We start from the raw sequence: 19,985 nt of genomic DNA, 5'->3' as shown, positions 1-19,985 counted from the left end.
GAAAGGATGAAACTGTCACGCGTCAGTGCCGTTAACTGGAACACGATCCAGGACGATAAAGATCTGGAGGTGTGGAACCGCCTGACCAGCAACTTCTGGCTGCCGGAAAAGGTGCCGCTCTCCAACGATATTCCGGCGTGGGCCACGCTCAGCCACGCCGAGCAGCAGCTGACCATCCGCGTGTTCACCGGGCTCACGCTGCTCGACACCATTCAGAATACCGTCGGCGCCCCGGCGCTGATGGCCGATTCGCTGACCCCGCACGAAGAGGCGGTGATGTCGAATATCAGCTTTATGGAGGCGGTCCACGCCCGCTCGTACAGCTCGATTTTCTCGACGCTGTGCCAGACCAAAGATGTCGATGCGGCCTATACCTGGAGCGAAGAGAGCGCCTCGCTCCAGCGCAAAGCCCAGCTGGTGCTGGAGTATTATCAGGCCGATGAGCCGCTGAAGAAGAAAATCGCCAGCGTGTTTCTGGAATCCTTCCTCTTCTATTCTGGCTTCTGGCTGCCGATGTACTGGTCGAGCCGCGGCAAACTCACCAATACCGCCGATTTGATTCGCCTGATCATCCGCGATGAAGCGGTACACGGGTATTACATCGGATATAAGTATCAGAAAGGGCTGGAGAAAATTAGCGAAGAGAAGCGCGAAGAGCTGAAAGGTTTTGCCCTCGATTTGCTGATGGATCTCTACGATAACGAGCTGCGCTACACCGAAGAGCTGTATGCGGGCACCGGCTGGGAGGAGGATGTGAAAGCCTTCCTCTGCTACAACGCCAACAAAGCGCTGATGAATCTCGGCTACGAGGCGCTATTCCCGCCGGAAATGGCGGAGGTGAACCCGGCCATTCTGGCGGCGCTCTCGCCGAATGCCGACGAAAACCACGACTTCTTCTCGGGCTCCGGGTCGTCTTACGTGATGGGTAAGGCGGTGGAGACGGAGGATGAGGACTGGGATTTTTAGCGCGGCGTTGTCCCCTCACCCTAACCCTCTCCCCAAAGGGGAGAGGGGATCGCTCGGTGCGGTCTTTTATCCCTCGCCCCTTTGGGGAGAGGGCCGGGGTGAGGGGAAAATAACGAATCTGAATTTAATATAAATTCCACTTCCTCCCCCACAAATATCCCCCATCATCTATACTGTAATTCCAGCGTCATATTCTCCTGAATTATTCCGATTCAGAAGAAATTCCCCGACCGCGCGGCAAAAATCTCAGAAAAATTCAACACCCGCTCAGCCCTTTCCTCATGGGAAATTCAGCCGTTTCGCTAACGGCAAAATTCGTGCCACAAGCGGCGCAAGGGTTGTCTCAGATTCTCAGTATGTTAGGGTATGGCCAGTTCATTATTTTTAATGGTATTCATATCGACGCAATCAAATAACGGGAATATTTCTATTGCATGGCAATTAAATTAGAAGTTAAAAATCTATATAAAGTATTTGGCGAGCATCCGCAGCGCGCGTTCAAATATATTGAAAAAGGACTTTCAAAAGAACAAATCCTGGAGAAAACAGGATTATCCCTTGGCGTTAAAGACGCCAGTCTGGCAATTGAAGAAGGCGAGATTTTCGTCATCATGGGATTATCCGGTTCGGGTAAATCGACCATGGTTCGCCTTCTCAATCGCCTGATTGAACCCACCCGCGGACAGGTGCTGATTGATGGCGAAGACATCGCCAAAATATCTGACGCCGAGCTTCGTGAGGTGCGCAGGAAAAAGATAGCGATGGTCTTTCAGTCATTCGCGCTAATGCCACATATGACGGTACTGGATAATACCGCTTTCGGTATGGAATTAGCGGGAATCCCTGCGGCGATTCGTCAGGAAAAAGCGCTGGATGCATTACGTCAGGTGGGGCTGGAAAATTATGCCCACGGCTATCCGGATGAACTTTCTGGCGGGATGCGTCAGCGCGTCGGTTTAGCCCGCGCATTAGCCATCAATCCCGATATTTTATTAATGGATGAAGCCTTCTCGGCGCTCGATCCATTAATTCGTACCGAGATGCAGGATGAGCTGGTAAAACTGCAGGCAAAACATCAGCGAACCGTGGTCTTTATTTCCCACGATCTCGATGAAGCAATGCGTATTGGCGATCGTATTGCCATTATGCAAAACGGCGAAGTGGTGCAGGTCGGTACACCGGATGAAATTCTGAATAATCCGGCCAATGATTATGTCCGCACCTTCTTCCGCGGCGTGGATATTAGCCAGGTGTTTAGCGCCAAGGATATTTCCCGTCGTGCGCTGGACGGCATTATTCGTCGCACGCCAGGTTTTGGCCCGCGTTCGGCGCTCAAACTGTTGCAGGATGAAGACCGCGAATATGGCTATGTCATTGAACGCGGGAATAAATTTGTGGGCATTGTCTCCATCGACTCTCTGAAAAAAGCGCTTAGCGAAAACCAGGGAATCGATGCGGCGTTACTCGACGCTCCGCTTGCCGTGGACGCCGAAACGCCGCTCAGCGAGTTGCTCTCTCACGTCGGCCAGGCGCCCTGCGCGGTTCCGGTTGTCGGGGAAGAACAACAATACGTCGGCATCATTTCAAAACGCATGTTGCTGCAGGCTTTAGATCGCGAGGGGGCAAACAATGGCTGATCAATCAAACCCGTGGGGAACCACAGAAGCGGCGGATAGCGCCGCACAATCGGCAGACGCGTGGGGCACTTCCGCGCCTGCGCCCGCTGACGGCGGCGGCACGGCAGACTGGCTCACCAGCGCGCCAGCTCCGGCACCGGAACATTTCAATATTATGGACCCGTTCCATAAAACCCTGATCCCGCTCGACAGCTGGGTGACCGAGGGCATCGACTGGGTGGTGACCCACTTCCGTCCGGTGTTCCAGGGCATTCGTGTCCCGGTGGATTACATCCTGAACGGCTTCCAGCAGATGATGCTCGGCATGCCCGCACCTGTCGCCATCGCCCTGTTCGCCCTGATTGCGTGGCAGTTTGGCAGCGCAGGCATGGGGATCGCCACGCTGATTTCACTGATTGTGATTGGTGCGATCGGTGCCTGGTCCCAGGCCATGATTACTCTGGCGCTGGTCCTCACCGCCCTGCTGTTCTGCGTGGTGATCGGCCTGCCGATGGGGATCTGGCTGGCGCGCAGTCCGAGGGCGGCGAAAATTATTCGGCCGTTGCTGGATGCGATGCAGACCACACCGGCGTTTGTCTATCTGGTGCCGATTGTCATGCTGTTCGGGATCGGGAACGTGCCGGGTGTGGTGGTGACCATTATCTTCGCCCTGCCGCCGATCATCCGTCTGACCATTCTGGGGATTAACCAGGTGCCGGCAGATCTGATCGAAGCCTCGCGCTCGTTCGGTGCCAGCCCGCGCCAGATGCTGTTCAAAGTGCAGCTCCCGCTGGCGATGCCGACCATTATGGCGGGCGTGAACCAGACGCTGATGCTCGCCCTGTCGATGGTGGTGATCGCCTCGATGATCGCCGTGGGCGGACTCGGCCAGATGGTTCTGCGCGGCATCGGTCGTCTCGATATGGGGCTGGCCACCGTGGGCGGCGTCGGGATCGTGATCCTCGCCATTATTCTTGACCGCCTGACTCAGGCTGTCGGTCGTGACTCACGCAGTCGCGGCAACCGCCGCTGGTACAGCACCGGCCCGGTCGGGTTGTTGACCCGTCCATTCATTAAATAAGGAACAACGATGCGACATAACATTCTTTTTGCCACAGCGTTTGCCACCCTTGTCTCCACCAGCGCGTTCGCCGCTGATCTGCCGGGCAAAGGCATGACCGTTCAACCGGTTCAGAGCACCATTTCGGAAGAGTCCTTCCAGACCCTTCTCGTCAGCCGCGCGCTGGAGAAGCTGGGCTACACGGTGAATAAGCCGAGCGAAGTGGATTACAACGTGGGTTACACCTCGATTGCCTCTGGCGATGCGACCTTTACCGCCGTCAACTGGCAGCCGCTGCATGATGATATGTATGCCGCAGCGGGCGGGAGTAAGAAGTTTTACCGCGAAGGCACCTTCGTGACCGGTGCGGCGCAGGGCTATTTAGTCGATAAGAAAACCGCCGACAAATATCACATCACCAACGTTGAGCAGCTGAAAGATCCGAAGATCGCCAAACTGTTCGACACCAACGGTGACGGCAAAGCCGACATGATGGGCTGTTCGCCGGGCTGGGGCTGTGAAGCGGTGATTAATCACCAGAACAAAGCCTTCGATCTGGAGAAGACCGTCGACGTCAGCCACGGGAACTACTCCGCAATGATGGCCGATACCATCGCCCGCTTTAAAGAAGGCAAACCAGTGATCTACTACACCTGGACGCCGTACTGGGTGAGCGATGTGCTGAAGCCGGGTAAAGATGTGGTGTGGCTGCAGGTGCCGTTCTCGTCTCTGCCAGGCGAACAGAAAGATATCGACACCAAACTGCCGAACGGCATGAACTACGGTTTCCCGGTGAACACCATGCACATCGTCGCGAACAAAGCCTGGGCTGAGAAAAACCCGGCGGCGGCGAAGCTGTTCTCGGTGATGAAACTGCCCCTGGCGGATATCAACGCGCAGAACGCGATGATGCACGAAGGCAAATCGTCTGAGGCGGATGTTCAGGGTCACGTTGACGGCTGGATCAAAGCCCACCAGCAGCAGTTCGACGGCTGGGTGAATGAGGCGCTGAGCGCGCAGAAGTAAGGTTTTCCCCTCTTCCAAAGGGAGAGGGGGATTAGGTTCCCTCTCCCCGTGGGAGAGGGTTAGGGTGAGGGCATCAGGCCGCACAATCTCACCCTCCCAACCCTAAACCGCACAAACCACCACGCAACAAATCCCCAACATTCACATTCATCCGTTATGATGGTTTCTGAAAAAATAATCACTTAACTTACGATTGTTGAACCCCATGACAAAAACATCTCAAGGGCTTAGCCCGGCACTTATTCTGCTCATGTCCGTGGCAACCGGCCTGGCGGTGGCCAGTAACTACTATGCGCAGCCCCTGCTCGACACTATCGCCCGCGCCTTTTCTCTCTCGGCCAGTTCAGCCGGATTTATTGTCACCGCCGCCCAGCTTGGCTATGCCGCGGGGCTGCTGTTCCTCGTGCCGCTGGGCGATATGTTTGAACGCCGCAGATTAATCGTCTCGATGACGCTGCTGGCTGCAGGCGGGATGTTGATCACCGCCTCCAGCCAGTCGCTGGGGATGATGATCCTCGGTACGGCGCTGACCGGGCTGTTCTCGGTGGTGGCGCAAATCCTCGTCCCGCTGGCCGCCACCCTCGCGGCTCCGGAAAAGCGCGGGAAAGTCGTCGGCACGATCATGAGCGGCCTGCTGCTGGGGATTTTGCTGGCGCGAACCGTGGCCGGACTGCTGGCGAGTCTCGGCGGCTGGCGGACGGTCTACTGGGTCGCCAGCGTGTTAATGGTGGTGATGGCCTTTGCCCTGTGGCGCGGTCTGCCAAAAGTGAAGCAGGAAAACCATCTCAACTATCCACAGCTTCTTGGCTCGGTTTTCAGCCTGTTCACCCAGGATAAACTCCTGAGAACGCGCGCCCTGCTGGGCTGTTTCACCTTTGCCAACTTCAGCATTTTGTGGACCTCGATGGCCTTCCTGCTGGCCTCACCGCCGTTCAACTATTCCGAAGGGGTGATTGGCCTGTTCGGTCTGGCGGGTGCGGCCGGTGCGCTGGGGGCTCGTCCTGCCGGGGGGCTGGCGGATAAAGGTAAATCCCATCTGACGACGTCTACCGGGCTGGTCCTGCTGCTGCTCTCGTGGGCGGCAATCTGGTACGGGCATATCTCGGTGCTGTCGCTGATTGTCGGGATACTGGTCCTCGACCTGACGGTCCAGGGCGTGCATATCACTAACCAGACGGTGATCTACCGCGTGAAACCTGAGGCGCGTAACCGCCTGACCGCCGGTTACATGACCAGCTACTTTATTGGCGGTGCAGCGGGCTCGCTGATTTCAGCTTCCGCGTGGCAGCACGCGGGCTGGACGGGGGTTTGCGTGGTGGGTACGGTTGTCGCCGCCATCAACCTGCTCATCTGGTGGCGCGGATATCACCAGCAGGAAGCCATTATCTAAGCTTTACATCGGTTTGGGGCGACTTAGGGTGTTAAGCAGCCCCACACTCTGTTAAGGTGAGCGTAATTATTTATCCCAGAAATTTTACTGTGGGTGACATATTAGATTACCGCATGAAAAGTTTAGACCTGGTGGCTTCACCACTCCCCTGCAGATCGCTGACATCTCCATCCCGTTTGAAACTTCATGCTGTTTCGCATCACCCGACCCCGTCTTTCATGGGCGTTTGCCCTTCCTTTTCTGTGCTTACCGGGTCACGGACTCACCCGGCACTTTCTGACAGTGATATCAGTTTGGCGGATATAACCGCACAAATAATTCATTTACATTATTTGTCACTGTCGTTACTATATCGACTGTAATTAATGAGGTCATACCCAAATGGATAGTTCGTTTACGCCCATTGAACAAATGCTTAAATTTCGCGCCAGTCGTTATGAGGACTTCCCTTATCAGGAAATCCTGTTAACCCGCCTGTGCATGCACATGCAGGGTAAGCTGCTGGATAACCGCAATAAGATGCTGAAAGCTCAAGGGATTAACGAGACGTTGTTTATGGCGTTGATTACCCTGGAGTCTCAGGAAGATCACAGCATTCAGCCTTCGGAGCTGAGCTGCGCACTGGGTTCGTCCCGTACCAACGCGACCCGCATCGCCGATGAGCTGGAAAAACGCGGCTGGATTGAGCGCCGTGAAAGCGACAACGACCGCCGTTGTCTGCATCTGCAGTTGACCGACAAAGGTCACGAATTCCTGCGCGGGGTGCTTCCACCTCAGCACAACTGTCTGCATCAACTTTGGTCTGCCCTGAGCACCACCGAACGCGATCAGCTCGAGCACATCACTCGCAAGCTTCTCACCCGTCTGGATCAGATGGATGAAGAAGGCGCCATTCTTGAGGCGCTGAGCTAACGCGACGACACGCTCAACCATCCAGATTTAATAAAAAAATTGATAGGCCAGCACGTCACACTGCTGGCCTTTCTGACAACAGGTCGGCTCAGCCGATGTGAAAATAAGAAGATCGTGGAGAACTACAATGAGCGCAAATGCGGAGAACACTCCCCCGCAGCAACCGGTCAACACTAAGAAAGGCAAACGCAAGAGCGCCCTTCTGCTGCTGACTTTGCTCTTTATTATTATTGCCGTGGCATATGGGATCTATTGGTTTTTAGTACTACGTCATATTGAAGAAACCGATGACGCATACGTGGCAGGGAACCAGGTTCAGATTATGGCGCAGGTGTCGGGCAGCGTGACGAAAGTCTGGGCTGACAATACCGACTTTGTGCAGAAAGGGGATGTGCTGGTCACGCTCGATCCGACCGATGCCCAGCAGGCGTTTGAAAAAGCGCAGACTCAGCTGGCCGCCAGCGTGCGTCAAACCCGCCAGTCGATGATCAACAGCAAACAGCTGCAGGCGAGCATCGACGTGCAGAAAACCGCACTGGCTCAGGCGCAGAGCGACCTCAACCGTCGCGTGCCGCTCGGCACCGCCAACCTGATTGGCCGTGAAGAGCTGCAACACGCCCGTGACGCCGTGGCCAGCGCGCAGGCGCAGCTCGACGTGGCGATTCAGCAGTACAACGCCAACCAGGCGATGATTCTGGGCACCAATCTGGAAGAACAGCCTGCCGTGAAACAGTCGGCAACCGAAGTGCGTAACGCATGGCTCGCCCTGCAGCGTACCAAGATTGTCAGCCCGATGACCGGCTATGTTTCGCGCCGCTCCGTTCAGCCTGGCGCCCAGATAAGCCCAACAACGCCGCTGATGGCGGTGGTTCCGGCCTCCAATCTGTGGGTGGATGCGAACTTCAAAGAGACGCAGCTCGCCCACATGCGTATCGGCCAGACCGCGACTATCGTCAGTGATATCTACGGCGACGACGTGAAGTACACCGGTAAAGTGGTCGGTCTGGATATGGGGACCGGCAGTGCCTTCTCCCTGCTGCCTGCGCAGAACGCCACCGGGAACTGGATCAAAGTGGTTCAGCGTCTGCCTGTGCGTATCGAACTGGATGGCAAACAGCTCACCGATCACCCGCTGCGCATCGGTCTGTCGACCCTCGTCACCGTGGATACCGCTAATCGAGACGGTCAGATGCTGGCGAACCAGGTTCGCACTCATCCGGCCTATGAAAGCAACGCCCGTGAAATCAGCCTTGATCCGGTCAACAAGCTGATTGACGACATCGTGAAAGCGAACGCCGGTTAATCCGAAGGTGAGCGGTATGCAACAGCAAAAACCGCTGGAGGGGGCGCAGCTGGTCATTATGACCATTGCGCTGTCGCTGGCGACATTCATGCAGGTGCTGGACTCCACCATCGCAAACGTGGCGATCCCGACCATCGCCGGGAACCTCGGCTCATCCCTGAGCCAGGGGACCTGGGTGATCACCTCGTTTGGGGTCGCGAATGCGATCTCCATTCCGATTACCGGCTGGCTGGCGAAGCGCGTCGGGGAAGTTCGGCTGTTCCTGTGGTCAACGGTGTTGTTCGTCATCGCCTCCTGGGCGTGTGGCATGTCCAACAGCCTGACGATGCTGATCTTCTTCCGCGTGATCCAGGGGATTGTGGCCGGGCCGTTAATCCCGCTGTCGCAAAGTCTGCTGCTGAATAACTACCCGCCCGCCAAGCGCTCTATCGCGCTGGCGCTGTGGTCGATGACGGTGATTGTCGCCCCGATTTGCGGGCCGATTCTCGGCGGGTATATCAGCGATAACTACCACTGGGGCTGGATCTTCTTCATCAACGTACCTATCGGTGCGGCGGTGGTGTTGATGACGCTGCAGTCGTTGCGCGGTCGGGAAACCAAAACCGAACAGCGGCGTATCGACGGCGTGGGGCTGGCGCTGCTGGTGCTGGGGATTGGCAGTCTGCAGATTATGCTCGACCGGGGTAAAGAGCTGGACTGGTTCGCCTCGCAGGAGATCATCGTGCTCACCGTCGTCGCGGTGGTGGCGATCAGCTTCCTGATTGTCTGGGAGCTGACGGACGATAACCCGATCGTCGATCTCTCGCTCTTTAAGTCGCGAAACTTCACCATCGGCTGCCTGTGTATCAGTCTCGCCTATATGCTCTACTTCGGCGCGATCGTTCTGCTGCCGCAGCTGTTGCAGGAGGTATACGGCTACACCGCGACCTGGGCGGGTCTGGCCTCTGCGCCAGTTGGTCTGATTCCGGTCCTGCTGTCGCCGATTATTGGTCGCTTTGCCCATAAGCTCGACATGCGTCGACTGGTGACATTCAGCTTTATTATGTATGCGGTGTGCTTCTACTGGCGTGCGTATACGTTCGAACCGGGAATGGACTTTGGCGCGTCCGCGTGGCCGCAGTTTATTCAGGGCTTTGCCGTGGCGTGCTTCTTTATGCCACTCACCACCATCACCCTGTCGGGACTTCCGCCAGAGCGAATGGCGGCGGCATCGAGTCTGTCGAACTTCACGCGTACGCTGGCGGGCTCCATCGGGACGTCCATCACTACCACGCTGTGGACTAACCGCGAGTCGTTGCACCATGCGCAGTTGACCGAATCGGTGAACGCCTTCAACCCGAATGCCCAGCAGATGTATTCCCAGCTGGAAGGCATGGGGATGACGGAGCAACAGGCGTCGGGCTGGATTGCCCAGCAGATCACCAACCAGGGGCTGATTATCTCTGCCAACGAGATTTTCTGGTTCTCCGCAGGGATATTTATCCTGCTGCTGGGGCTGATCTGGTTTGCCAAACCGCCGTTCGGCGCGGGCGGTGGTGGCGGTGGCGCGCACTAACCTGGCGCCTCGCCGGGAAAGTTGTCCGTTTCGCGACAGCTTCTGTCAGTTCTGATAAAGCAGCGCTCCTGAAATCGCTTCACGATAGTGAAAAGACAACAGGAGCGCATCATGCTGAAACATCCCGCACAAAAATATCAGCCTTATCCCCCGATCTCCCTGCCCGACCGCCGCTGGCCGGAGCAACGTATCACCCAGGCACCACGCTGGCTCTCCACCGATTTGCGCGACGGGAATCAGGCGCTGGCCGAGCCGATGGACAGCGCGCGCAAGCTGCAGTTCTGGGAGTTACTCCTCGGCTGCGGTTTTAAAGAGATCGAAGTCGCCTTCCCGTCTGCCTCGCAGACCGATTTCAATTTTGTTCGCCAGCTCATTGAAGAAAATCGTATTCCCGATGATGTCACCATTCAGGTGCTCACCCAGGCGCGGGAAGATTTGATTGTCCGCACCTTCGAATCATTGCGCGGCGCGAAACGGGCGACCATCCATCTGTACAACGCCACTGCCCCGCTGTTCCGCCGCCTGGTGTTTGGCATGGATAAAGCGCAGATTGTTGAGCTCGCCGTACGCTCAACGCGCCAGATCCGCACCTTGTGCGAGGAGAACCCCGACACGCTCTGGCAGTACGAATACTCCCCGGAAACCTTCTGTTTTACCGAACCGGAATTTGCGCTGGAGATTTGCGAAGCGGTCGCGGAGATCTGGCAGCCGTGCGCCGAGCGGCCGATGATCCTCAACCTGCCTGCCACCGTGGAAGTCAGCACGCCGAATGTTTACGCTGATCAGATTGAGTATTTTTGTCGTCACTTTAGCCGCCGGAGCGAGGTGTGTATTAGCGTTCACCCGCATAACGATCGCGGCACGGGCGTCGCCAGCGCGGAGCTGGCGGTGATGGCGGGAGCCGATCGTGTGGAAGGTTGCCTGTTCGGTAACGGCGAGCGCACGGGGAATGTCTGTCTGGTGACGCTGGCGATGAATTTGTACAGCCAGGGCGTGAGCCCCGGTCTGGATTTCAGCAACATGACGCAGGTGGTTGAGGTGGTGGAGAGCTGCAATCAACTGCCTGTTCACCCGCGCCATCCGTGGGCGGGCAGTCTGGCGTATACCGCCTTTTCCGGCTCCCATCAGGATGCGATTAAAAAAGGCTTTGATGCTCGTCAACCGGACGAGCGCTGGGAGATGCCCTATCTGCCCGTCGATCCGCAGGATATCGGCTGCTCCTACGAGGCGGTGATCCGGGTGAACAGCCAGTCGGGGAAAAGCGGCAGCGCGTGGCTGATCGAGCAAAACCACGGGCTCAAACTGCCCCGCGCCCTGCAGCAGGATTTCAGCCAGCACGTGCAGCAGGAGACCGACAGCCACGGCAAAGAGATGACGCAAAACGCCCTGTGGCAGCTGTTCCGCGCGCGTTACGGCCTGGTGGCGACGCCGCATTTTGCCCTGCAAAGTTACCGGAGCGAGAGCCAGCAGGACGGCCAGCAGCGCCTGACCGCGACTGTCGCCGTCGAGGGCGGTACGCGTCAGCTTGAGGGTCAGGGGAATGGTCTGTTATCGGCGGCGGCCAGCGGAATCAGCCGCTGGCTGAACACGCCGTTTGTGATTAAGGATTATCACGAGCACTCGCTGGGGGCGCGCAGCGACAGCCGCTCGGTGGCGTACATTCGCTGTCTGTTCCAGGACGGCAGCAGCCGCTGGGGTGTCGGGATTGATAACGACGTAGCGCGCGCCTCGCTTCAGGCGTTGCTCAACGCCGTCGGCTAAGCGTTCCTGAAATAGTCGCTGGGTGAGATTCCCATCACCCGGCGAAACATCGCCGTAAACGCGCTGTGGCTGCCGTAACCCAGATCGAGCGCCACGCGCAGAACCGGTTGGCCCTGTGCCAGCCGAACCAGCGCCTCCAGCAGGCGCGCCCGCCGCGTCCATTCTCCGAAACTTAATCCGGTTTGCTGCTGAAAATGGCGGTTCAGGGTGCGCTCGCTCATGCTGGTGAGGCTGGCGGCCTGCGCGCTGCTCCAGTGATTTTCCGGCTCACTGCGGATCTGCTGACACAGCTGGCGCAGTACGTCCGTTTCCGGTTCAGGCAAGCAGAATGGCAGTACCGGCATCAGGCGGATCTCATCGAGGATCAGCTCATAGATGCGCTCATGGCGACTGCCGGGGGAATAAGATTCGGGGAGATCGAAGGCGCTGACGATCAGTTCGCGCAGTAAGGGGGAGATCTGGACGATCTGGCATGACGCGGGCAGATCGGCACGCGCCAGGGGATCGATAAACAGCGTTCGTGCCGCAACGTTGCCGGTGATGCGTATCGCGTGCGGCGTCCCGGCGGGCAGCCAGACGCCGCGTCCGGGTGGCACGACCCAACATCCGGCCGCCGTATCAACGCGCACCACGCCGCTCAGGCTGTGCAACAGCTGGGCGCAGTCGTGCTGGTGCCAGGGCTCGCAGTCGCCATTTTGATAGTCATGGGCGAAAGGAACCAGCGGGCGATGGGCAAAGGAGAACGTTGAGGTTGTGGTCATAGGGTTTCGCAGGAGGGCGGCGTGGGTGCCGGGTGGCGGCTTCGCCTTACCCGGCCTACGGGACCAGCGTGTTTTTGTAGGCCCGGTAAGCGCAGCGCCACCGGGCATGGCTGGCACCCTGCTAGATGTGCAGTTCCTGCAGCGTTTCTTTCGGCAGCGCCAGCTCTTCGTTGCTGTTCACGCGAACGTCACGATCGATGATGTGACGCGCGATCTCCTGTGCCTCTTCCAGAGAGTGCATCTGATAAGTGCCGCACTGGTAGATGTTCAGCTCAGGGATCTGGTTCTGCTCTTTCACTTTCAGCACGTCGGCCATCGCCGCTTTCCAGGCATCCGCCACGCGCGTTTCATCTGGCTGACCAATCAGGCTCATGTAGAAACCGGTACGGCAGCCCATCGGGGAGATATCGATGATTTCCACGCCGTTACCGTTCAGGTGATCGCGCATGAAACCGGCGAACAGGTGCTCCAGGGTGTGAATACCTTTTTCTGGCATCACTTCTTTGTTCGGCACGCAGAAACGCAGGTCGAATACGGTGATTGTGTCGCCGTGCGGGGTATGCATGGTCTTCGCAACACGGACAGCAGGTGCTTCCATACGGGTGTGGTCGACTGTGAAGCTATCTAATAACGGCATACGTCACCTCCGATAGTGATTATTTTTAAAATAAAATGAACTCTTTGTTTCCCTGCGCGTCTGAGTATATGAAAGACGCGCATTTGTTATCATCATCCCTGATTTCAGAGATGTATATTTTGGCCACAGCGATGTGGCCATTTCTTTTCTGTCAGGCGTTCTTCGCCAGAAACTCATCAAACGATTCGGTATCCGCAGCTTCCACTTCACGCTGACGCACCACTGATGCCTCGCGCTCTGCCACGAAATCCTCTTCGCTTAAGACTTCCAGCGGCTCCTGCTGCAGCATGTCGCGATACTGCGCGGCAAGCGAACGGCCGGTTCCACCGATACCTTGATCAATCATAGAACGCAGAATGCGCGCTGAGAACGTCAGCTCCGGGTTATCAAAAGATTCGACCAGCTGATCGCACACCTTCTGATACTCCTCGCCGCCGTACACGCTGTCCATCGTCTGCGCCACACGTTTGAGATCGCGGAACAGATCTTTGCCGACTTTCGCCAGCGGGAACTGCGCCGTTTCACAACCGATGCCGAGCGTCAGGCCAGGCTTGCGCCCTTCCAGAATCACACGATTCCAGTTGGTGCGCGTACAAAGCAGTTCGTCAGAACTCATCTCTGGCGCATCCGCCAGCACACACCAGACCATAAACAGGTCGAGGAAACGCACCTGCTGCTCGTCGACGCCAATTGGCGAGAACGGGTTAATATCCAGCGAGCGTACTTCAATGTACTCAATGCCGCCGCGCTCCAGCGCATCCGACGGCGCTTCGCCGCTGCGCGTCACGCGTTTCGGGCGGATCGGCGCATACAGCTCGTTTTCAATCTGCAGCACGTTGCTGTTGATCTGCAGGCGCTTGCCGTCTTTTTCGAGGCCGATTTTCTCGTACTCTTCCGACGGCGTTTTGATCGCTCGCTTCAAGCCTGCCACATATTCGTGCAATTCGTTAAACGTAATTCCGAGATTGCTTTGCGACTTATTGGTATAACCGAGGTCGCTCAGGCGCAGAGAGGTGGCGTACGGCAGGTAATACATGCCGCAATCGGTCTTCTCAAACGGCAGCGTGGTCGGTTTGCCCTGCAGGAACGAGGAGCAAATCGCAGGCGAAGCACCAAACAGGTACGGGATCACCCAGCCAAAACGGTAGTAGTTGCGGATCAGACGGAAATAGCCCGCCGAGATCGACTCTTTATCCGTTTCGCCGCACTTCGCCTGCCAGAATGCCATCGGCAGCGAGAAGTTGTAGTGCACGCCGGAGATGGTCTGCATCAGCGCGCCGTAGCGGTTTTTCAGCCCTTCGCGATAGAGCGTTTTCAGGCGACCAATGTTCGAGGTGCCGTATTGCGCCAGCTCAATGTCCTGCCCCTGCTCAATGTAGCAAGGCATGCTCAGCGGCCACATGCGCTCATCGCCCAGTTGACGGGCGGTAAAGCGGTGCACGTCGCGCATCAGCGTCAGCATGTGGTCAATATCGCCGTCGACGGGCGTAATGAACTCAAGCAGCGCTTCGGCAAAATCGGTTGTGATCCATTTATGTGTCAGCGCAGAACCTAACGCTTCAGGATGGCCTGTGGTTGCCAGGCTGCCATCTTCGTTTACGCGCAGTGTTTCGCGCTCAAGCCCACGCTGAATGCCCTTCAGAGCCTGAGGGTGTTTTTCCAGCCAGGCCAGCGCCTGTGATACGTCCGGGATCAAATTGACCTCCCGCCTGTCAAAATAAGAGTTATCCAGCATAAATTGTAATGGTTGACGATTGAAGGTCGCTTTTTCATTCCACCAATTAGTGCCACCACGTCATGCCCTGCAGTGTTACGAGTGCCACGAGGACATAGCGCAACGCCTTGCCAAGGCATAAAAAAAAGAGCACCGGTCCCCAGGAGATGCGCATCCATCCCGCCAGCAGACACAGCAAATCGCCTATAACAGGCATCCAGCTTAGTAACAGCGTGACAGCACCATAGCGTTTAAGCCAGCCTGCTGCCTTTTCCTGCCAGCGTGATTTTTCACGCAGCGGAAAGAAACGCCCAAGAATAACGTTAGTCAGCCCTCCAAGGCTATTACCCATTGTTGCTATTACTACCAGCAACCAGGGCTGACTGACGCCAGATAACAGCATCGCGACCAGCACCACTTCCGAGTTACCCGGTAAAAGTGTGGCACTTAAAAAACTGCTGGCAAATAAAGAAGCAAGTGACAGCAGGTCACTCACAGCAGGCGAACATCCACAGCATCCATTCCGGCAGCCTGTGCGGCCTGAATGCCAAAGTCGGCATCTTCAAACACCACGCACTTATTCGCCGGGACGCCCATCAGCTGTGCGCAAAGCAGAAAGGTGTCCGGTGCAGGTTTGTGGTTTTGAACATGATCGGCAGCGACAACCGCAGAGAAATAGTGGCGCAGACCCAGATGATTGAGCAGCGCTTCGGCCACCGCGCTTTCACTGCCCGTACCGACGGACATCGGGCGACGACCGTGCCACGCTTTGACCACCTCAATCAGCGGTAAAGGGGTTACGGTGTCTAACAGCATGGCTTTGACAGCGTCGGTTTTTTCACGGGCAAGCAGATGGGGATCGAGATCGGCGTGGTTCAGTTCAATCACCGCCTGAGCGATTCGCCAGGTGGGTGAGCCATTGAGCGCGACCATGGCCTGTAAGTCGAACGTCATGCCATAACGACCAAGAACATCATTCCAGGCTTTACGATGTGTGGGTTCGGTGTCCAGGATGGTGCCATCCATGTCGAAGATCAGACCGTCATACTGTGCGTACATCGTGCTCTCGCCAAACGATTAACAAGATATTACTTTATCGTAAACGAGGATTTTTGTCGCTGATTCTGGTTGTAATACAAAGAGGATGATGGGTAATTGAACTATGGGGGAATACTAAGAAGAGATGGTGCATCCGGGAGGATTATTCGGCTGCGCCTCGCCCTACGGGCCGTTGCTGAAGCAACGTTATCCTCCCTGGTGCTCGCGATTATCTCGCAGACCTTGAAACAACAGTATTACTGTTATCTCGGAGAATATGGTGCATCCGGGAGGATTCGAACCTCCGACCGCTCGGTTCGTAGCCGAGTACTCTATCCAGCTGAGCTACGGATGCATCAGGGTACTGCTATTGACATAGTAAATGGTGCATCCGGGAGGATTCGAACCTCCGACCGCTCGGTTCGTAGCCGAGTACTCTATCCAGCTGAGCTACGGATGCATCGGGATTTACTATTTTACTGCTTGATACGTCATATCACTTCGAAAGCAATACGAGGTAATAGATGGTGCATCCGGGAGGATTCGAACCTCCGACCGCTCGGTTCGTAGCCGAGTACTCTATCCAGCTGAGCTACGGATGCATCAGGGGGTACTGCTTTTACTGCTGATTCAATGTCACTCAACAAGCCGCAACACTGAGAATGATGGTGCATCCGGGAGGATTCGAACCTCCGACCGCTCGGTTCGTAGCCGAGTACTCTATCCAGCTGAGCTACGGATGCAAAATGGCGGTGAGGCGGGGATTCGAACCCCGGATGCAGCTTTTGACCGCATACTCCCTTAGCAGGGGAGCGCCTTCAGCCTCTCGGCCACCTCACCACACAACGCCTCTTTCGAGTGCTTCGAGTAACTCGTTAAGAGCTTCTCGTCGCTGCGTGGCGCATATATTACTTTCTGGGACTTATAAGTCAAACAATTTTCCACAAGCTTTTATCGTTTGCACAAATCACACTCAATTCGCATGTAAAAGCTGCAAAGAGGGTGTTTTATAAACGGATTTTGCGGGCATCAGCACAGAAATCCTCAGGCTAAATTGCGGACTTTGGGCGAGATAAGGTCTGGAGAGTGACAAAAAACAGAAGGAATGAAATCGAACGGTAACTTTATGCAGGAAGAATATCGAGAGGGTTGCGTCTCGCCGGGCGGCGAGACGCGATAATATCAGTAACTGGACTGCTGGGATTTTTCAGCCTGGATACGCTGGTAGATCTCTTCACGATGGACAGAGACTTCTTTAGGGGCGTTCACACCAATACGTACCTGGTTACCCTTCACCCCTAAAACTGTCACGGTGACCTCATCCCCAATCATGAGGGTCTCACCAACTCGACGAGTCAGAATCAGCATTCTTTGCTCCTTGAAAGATTAAAAGAGTCGGGTCTCTTGTATCCCGGCATTATCCATCATATAACGCCAAAAAGTAAGCGATGACAAACACGTAATGTGTAAGCAGTCACGGCATCACATTCTGTTAAACGTAAGTTTAGCCGATATACACAAACTCAACCTGACTTTATCGTTAGCGATAGCGTAGTGATAAGAACGCCATAACCCTGAAGTTATGGCGTCTGTTTACGCTTTGTAATTATTACAGTTTAGCGCTTACCCAGCTTTCAACGCTGGCCAATGCTGCTGGAAGTGCTGCCACGTCCGTACCACCGGCTTGCGCCATGTCTGGACGACCACCACCTTTGCCGCCCACCTGCTGGGCGACCATGCCAATCAATTCCCCTGCTTTCACGCGATCCGTCACATCCTTAGAGACGCCCGCAATCAGAGAAACCTTACCTTCTGCCGCTGTCGCCAGGACGATAACCGTGGAACCGAGCTGGTTCTTAAGATCATCAACCATGGTGCGAAGCATCTTAGGCTCAACGCCTGCCAGTTCGCTGACCAGCAGTTTAACACCTTTAATTTCAACCGCTTTGCTGGAGAGGTTTGCACTCTCCTGCACCGCAGCCTGCTCTTTCAGCTGCTGCAGCTCTTTTTCCAGCTGACGGGTACGTTCCAGCGCGCTACGCACTTTCTCGCCCAGGTTGTGGCTGTCGCCCTTCAGCAGCTGCGCAATGTCGTGCAGCTGATCGCTTTCTGCGTGCAGACTCGCCATCGCACCTTCGCCGGTTACGGCTTCGATACGACGCACACCCGCCGCAGTACCTGATTCAGACAGGATACGGAACAGGCCGATATCACCCGTACGCGAGGCGTGAGTACCGCCGCACAGTTCGGTAGAGAAATCACCCATGCTCAGCACGCGAACGCGCTCGTCGTATTTCTCGCCGAACAGCGCCATCGCCCCTTTCGCTTTCGCTGCTTCCAGATCCATGATGTGGGTCTCGATAGGCAGGTTACGACGAATCTGAGCGTTGACCATGTCTTCCACCGCGCGGATTTCAGACGGTTTCATCGCTTCGAAATGGGAGAAGTCAAAGCGCAGCACTTTGTCATTGACCAGAGAACCTTTCTGAGCAACGTGTGTACCCAGTACATCGCGCAGAGCGGCGTGCATCAGGTGCGTGGCAGAGTGGTTCAGACGAATGCGCGCGCGGCGAGCTTCATCCACTTCAGCTTTTACGCCAGCGCCGACTTTCAGGGAGCCTGAAGCCAGTTTGCCGACGTGACCAATTGCCTGGCCGTATTTCTGAGTATCGGTGACGGTAAAGGCAAAGTCGTTACCTTTCAGTGCGCCTTTATCGCCCACCTGGCCGCCCGATTCCGCGTAGAACGGCGTTTTGTCCAGAACCACAACCGCTTCCTGGCCTGCGCTGATGCTGTCCACGGCTTTGCCGTCAACAAACAGCGCGGTCACTTTGCCGGTCAGTTCCAGATGATCGTAACCCTGGAATTCAGACGCGCTGTCAACGCGGATCATCGCGTTGTAGTCTGCGCCGAAACCGCTGGATTCACGCGCACGGCGGCGCTGCTCTTCCATTGCGGCTTCAAAGCCTGCTTCGTCAACTTTAATGTTGCGCTCACGGCACACGTCCGCGGTCAGGTCGACCGGGAAGCCGTAGGTGTCGTACAGACGGAATGCGGTGTCACCATCCAGCGTATCGCCGGTCAGCTTAGACAGCTCTTCGTCGAGCAGAGCCAGACCGCGCTCAAGGGTACGCGCAAACTGCTCTTCTTCGGTTTTCAGAACCTGTTCAACCTGCGCCTGCTGGCGTTTCAGTTCGTCGCCCGCTGCGCCCATGACGCCAACCAGTGGCCCCACCAGCTTATAGAAGAAGGTGTCTTTCGCGCCCAGCATGTTGCCGTGACGGATCGCACGACGAATGATACGACGCAGCACGTAGCCACGGTTCTCATTCGATGGGATAACACCGTCGGCAATCAGGAACGCACAAGAACGAATATGGTCCGCGATAACGCGCAGGGATTTGTTGCTCAGATCGGTCGCACCGGTCACTTCCGCCACGGATTTGATCAGGGTGCTGAACAGATCGATGTCGTAGTTGGAGTTAACATGCTGCAGAACAGCCGCGATACGCTCCAGACCCATACCGGTATCGACAGACGGCTTCGGCAGCGGTTCCATGGTGCCGTCAATCTGACGGTTGAACTGCATGAAGACGATGTTCCAGATCTCAATGTAGCGATCGCCGTCCTCTTCTGCGGTTCCCGGAGGGCCGCCCCAGATGTGGTCGCCGTGATCGTAGAAGATCTCGGTACACGGACCACAAGGACCGGTGTCACCCATCTGCCAGAAGTTGTCAGACGCGTAAGGCGCGCCTTTGTTGTCGCCGATGCGAATAATGCGCTCACGCGGGATACCGACTTCTTTTTCCCAGATTTCGTAAGCTTCATCATCGGTTTCGTAGACAGTTACCCACAGACGCTCTTTCGGCAGGTTGAACCAGTTTTCACCGGTCAGCAGTTCCCACGCGTATTGAATGGCGTCGTGTTTGAAGTAGTCGCCGAAGCTGAAGTTGCCCAGCATCTCGAAGAAAGTATGGTGACGTGCGGTGTAGCCGACGTTTTCCAGATCGTTGTGTTTACCGCCCGCACGCACGCAACGCTGTGACGTTGTGGCGCGGGAATAATTACGCTTGTCGAGACCAAGGAAAACATCCTTGAACTGGTTCATCCCGGCGTTGGTAAACAGAAGAGTCGGGTCATTGTTCGGTACCAGGGAGCTGCTGGCAACAACCTGGTGTCCCTTACTATGGAAAAAGTCGAGAAACGCCTGACGGATCTCAGCGGTGCTCTTGCTCATAATTATCCT

The 19,985-nt window shown here is 56.2% G+C and carries 16 protein-coding genes and 5 tRNA genes; 9 read left to right on the top strand and 12 right to left on the bottom strand.

Annotated elements, in window-relative coordinates:
- Positions 1–6 precede the first annotated feature (6 nt).
- The 9 genes from nrdF (at position 7) to leuA (ending at position 11,589) form a co-directional block, all read left to right on the top strand.
- Positions 7–966 (top strand): class 1b ribonucleoside-diphosphate reductase subunit beta, encoded by a 960-nt coding sequence (gene nrdF / locus AC3WS9_RS05235; protein ID WP_492487130.1) that lies wholly within the window; start codon positions 7–9, stop codon positions 964–966.
- A 434-nt stretch (positions 967–1,400) separates the two neighbouring features.
- Positions 1,401–2,603, top strand: coding sequence for a glycine betaine/L-proline ABC transporter ATP-binding protein ProV (proV, locus tag AC3WS9_RS05230; RefSeq protein WP_282492883.1), 1,203 nt, complete (start codon positions 1,401–1,403; stop codon positions 2,601–2,603).
- On the top strand, positions 2,596–3,663 hold the full coding sequence (gene proW, locus AC3WS9_RS05225; RefSeq protein ID WP_285154472.1) for a glycine betaine/L-proline ABC transporter permease ProW: 1,068 nt from the start codon (positions 2,596–2,598) through the stop codon (positions 3,661–3,663). The genes proV and proW overlap by 8 nt, the downstream gene beginning before the upstream one ends.
- A 9-nt stretch (positions 3,664–3,672) precedes the next feature.
- The gene (proX, locus tag AC3WS9_RS05220; RefSeq protein ID WP_285144879.1) at positions 3,673–4,668 is read left to right on the top strand and encodes a glycine betaine/L-proline ABC transporter substrate-binding protein ProX; all 996 of its coding nucleotides are present in this window, start codon (positions 3,673–3,675) and stop codon (positions 4,666–4,668) included.
- Between the two features lie 205 nt (positions 4,669–4,873).
- Positions 4,874–6,058 (top strand): MFS transporter, encoded by a 1,185-nt coding sequence (locus tag AC3WS9_RS05215; protein WP_492487127.1) that lies wholly within the window; start codon positions 4,874–4,876, stop codon positions 6,056–6,058.
- 381 nt (positions 6,059–6,439) lie between these two features.
- A complete protein-coding gene (mprA, locus tag AC3WS9_RS05210) occupies positions 6,440–6,970 on the top strand; it encodes a transcriptional repressor MprA (RefSeq protein ID WP_100779188.1) in 531 nt (176 codons plus the stop codon).
- Between the two features lie 127 nt (positions 6,971–7,097).
- Positions 7,098–8,273, top strand: coding sequence for a multidrug efflux MFS transporter periplasmic adaptor subunit EmrA (gene emrA, locus AC3WS9_RS05205; RefSeq protein WP_282492879.1), 1,176 nt, complete (start codon positions 7,098–7,100; stop codon positions 8,271–8,273).
- Positions 8,274–8,289: 16 nt separating this feature from the next.
- The gene (gene emrB, locus AC3WS9_RS05200) at positions 8,290–9,828 is read left to right on the top strand and encodes a multidrug efflux MFS transporter permease subunit EmrB (protein WP_282492878.1); all 1,539 of its coding nucleotides are present in this window, start codon (positions 8,290–8,292) and stop codon (positions 9,826–9,828) included.
- A gap of 111 nt (positions 9,829–9,939) precedes the next feature.
- Positions 9,940–11,589 (top strand): 2-isopropylmalate synthase, encoded by a 1,650-nt coding sequence (gene leuA / locus AC3WS9_RS05195; RefSeq protein WP_492487124.1) that lies wholly within the window; start codon positions 9,940–9,942, stop codon positions 11,587–11,589.
- Here the strand turns inward: leuA and AC3WS9_RS05190 are convergent.
- The 12 genes from AC3WS9_RS05190 to alaS all read right to left on the bottom strand — a co-directional run bounded on the left by AC3WS9_RS05190 (position 11,586) and on the right by alaS (position 19,976).
- Positions 11,586–12,350, bottom strand: a complete 765-nt coding sequence (locus AC3WS9_RS05190; protein ID WP_492487122.1) for an AraC family transcriptional regulator — start codon at positions 12,348–12,350, stop codon at positions 11,586–11,588. The two genes, leuA and AC3WS9_RS05190, sit on opposite strands and share 4 nt — an antisense overlap.
- A 121-nt stretch (positions 12,351–12,471) precedes the next feature.
- Positions 12,472–12,987, bottom strand: coding sequence for an S-ribosylhomocysteine lyase (gene luxS / locus AC3WS9_RS05185; protein WP_100779183.1), 516 nt, complete (start codon positions 12,985–12,987; stop codon positions 12,472–12,474).
- A gap of 151 nt (positions 12,988–13,138) precedes the next feature.
- The gene (gshA, locus tag AC3WS9_RS05180) at positions 13,139–14,683 is read right to left on the bottom strand and encodes a glutamate--cysteine ligase (protein ID WP_285154467.1); all 1,545 of its coding nucleotides are present in this window, start codon (positions 14,681–14,683) and stop codon (positions 13,139–13,141) included.
- A gap of 85 nt (positions 14,684–14,768) precedes the next feature.
- Positions 14,769–15,197 (bottom strand): YqaA family protein, encoded by a 429-nt coding sequence (locus tag AC3WS9_RS05175; protein ID WP_285144875.1) that lies wholly within the window; start codon positions 15,195–15,197, stop codon positions 14,769–14,771.
- Complete coding sequence (yqaB, locus tag AC3WS9_RS05170) at positions 15,194–15,760, bottom strand: fructose-1-phosphate/6-phosphogluconate phosphatase (protein WP_282492873.1); 567 nt, start codon at positions 15,758–15,760, stop codon at positions 15,194–15,196. Before yqaB ends, AC3WS9_RS05175 begins: the two co-directional genes overlap by 4 nt.
- Positions 15,761–16,017: 257 nt before the next feature.
- Positions 16,018–16,094, bottom strand: a tRNA-Arg gene (locus AC3WS9_RS05165).
- Positions 16,095–16,122: 28 nt separating this feature from the next.
- A tRNA-Arg gene (locus AC3WS9_RS05160) sits at positions 16,123–16,199 on the bottom strand.
- 65 nt (positions 16,200–16,264) lie between these two features.
- Positions 16,265–16,341 (bottom strand) — tRNA-Arg (locus tag AC3WS9_RS05155).
- A 64-nt stretch (positions 16,342–16,405) separates the two neighbouring features.
- Positions 16,406–16,482: transfer RNA gene (locus AC3WS9_RS05150), tRNA-Arg, on the bottom strand.
- A gap of 4 nt (positions 16,483–16,486) precedes the next feature.
- Positions 16,487–16,579 (bottom strand) — tRNA-Ser (locus AC3WS9_RS05145).
- Positions 16,580–16,921: 342 nt separating this feature from the next.
- A complete protein-coding gene (csrA, locus tag AC3WS9_RS05140) occupies positions 16,922–17,107 on the bottom strand; it encodes a carbon storage regulator CsrA (RefSeq protein WP_000906486.1) in 186 nt (61 codons plus the stop codon).
- A gap of 241 nt (positions 17,108–17,348) precedes the next feature.
- Positions 17,349–19,976: an alanine--tRNA ligase gene (alaS, locus tag AC3WS9_RS05135; RefSeq protein ID WP_492487092.1), complete on the bottom strand. Its 2,628-nt coding sequence runs from the start codon at positions 19,974–19,976 to the stop codon at positions 17,349–17,351.
- Between the last annotated feature and the right edge of the window lie 9 nt (positions 19,977–19,985).

The organism is Lelliottia sp. EB106-05-01-XG201, from assembly GCF_058791735.1.
This window is presented reverse-complemented; position numbering and strand designations above follow the sequence as displayed.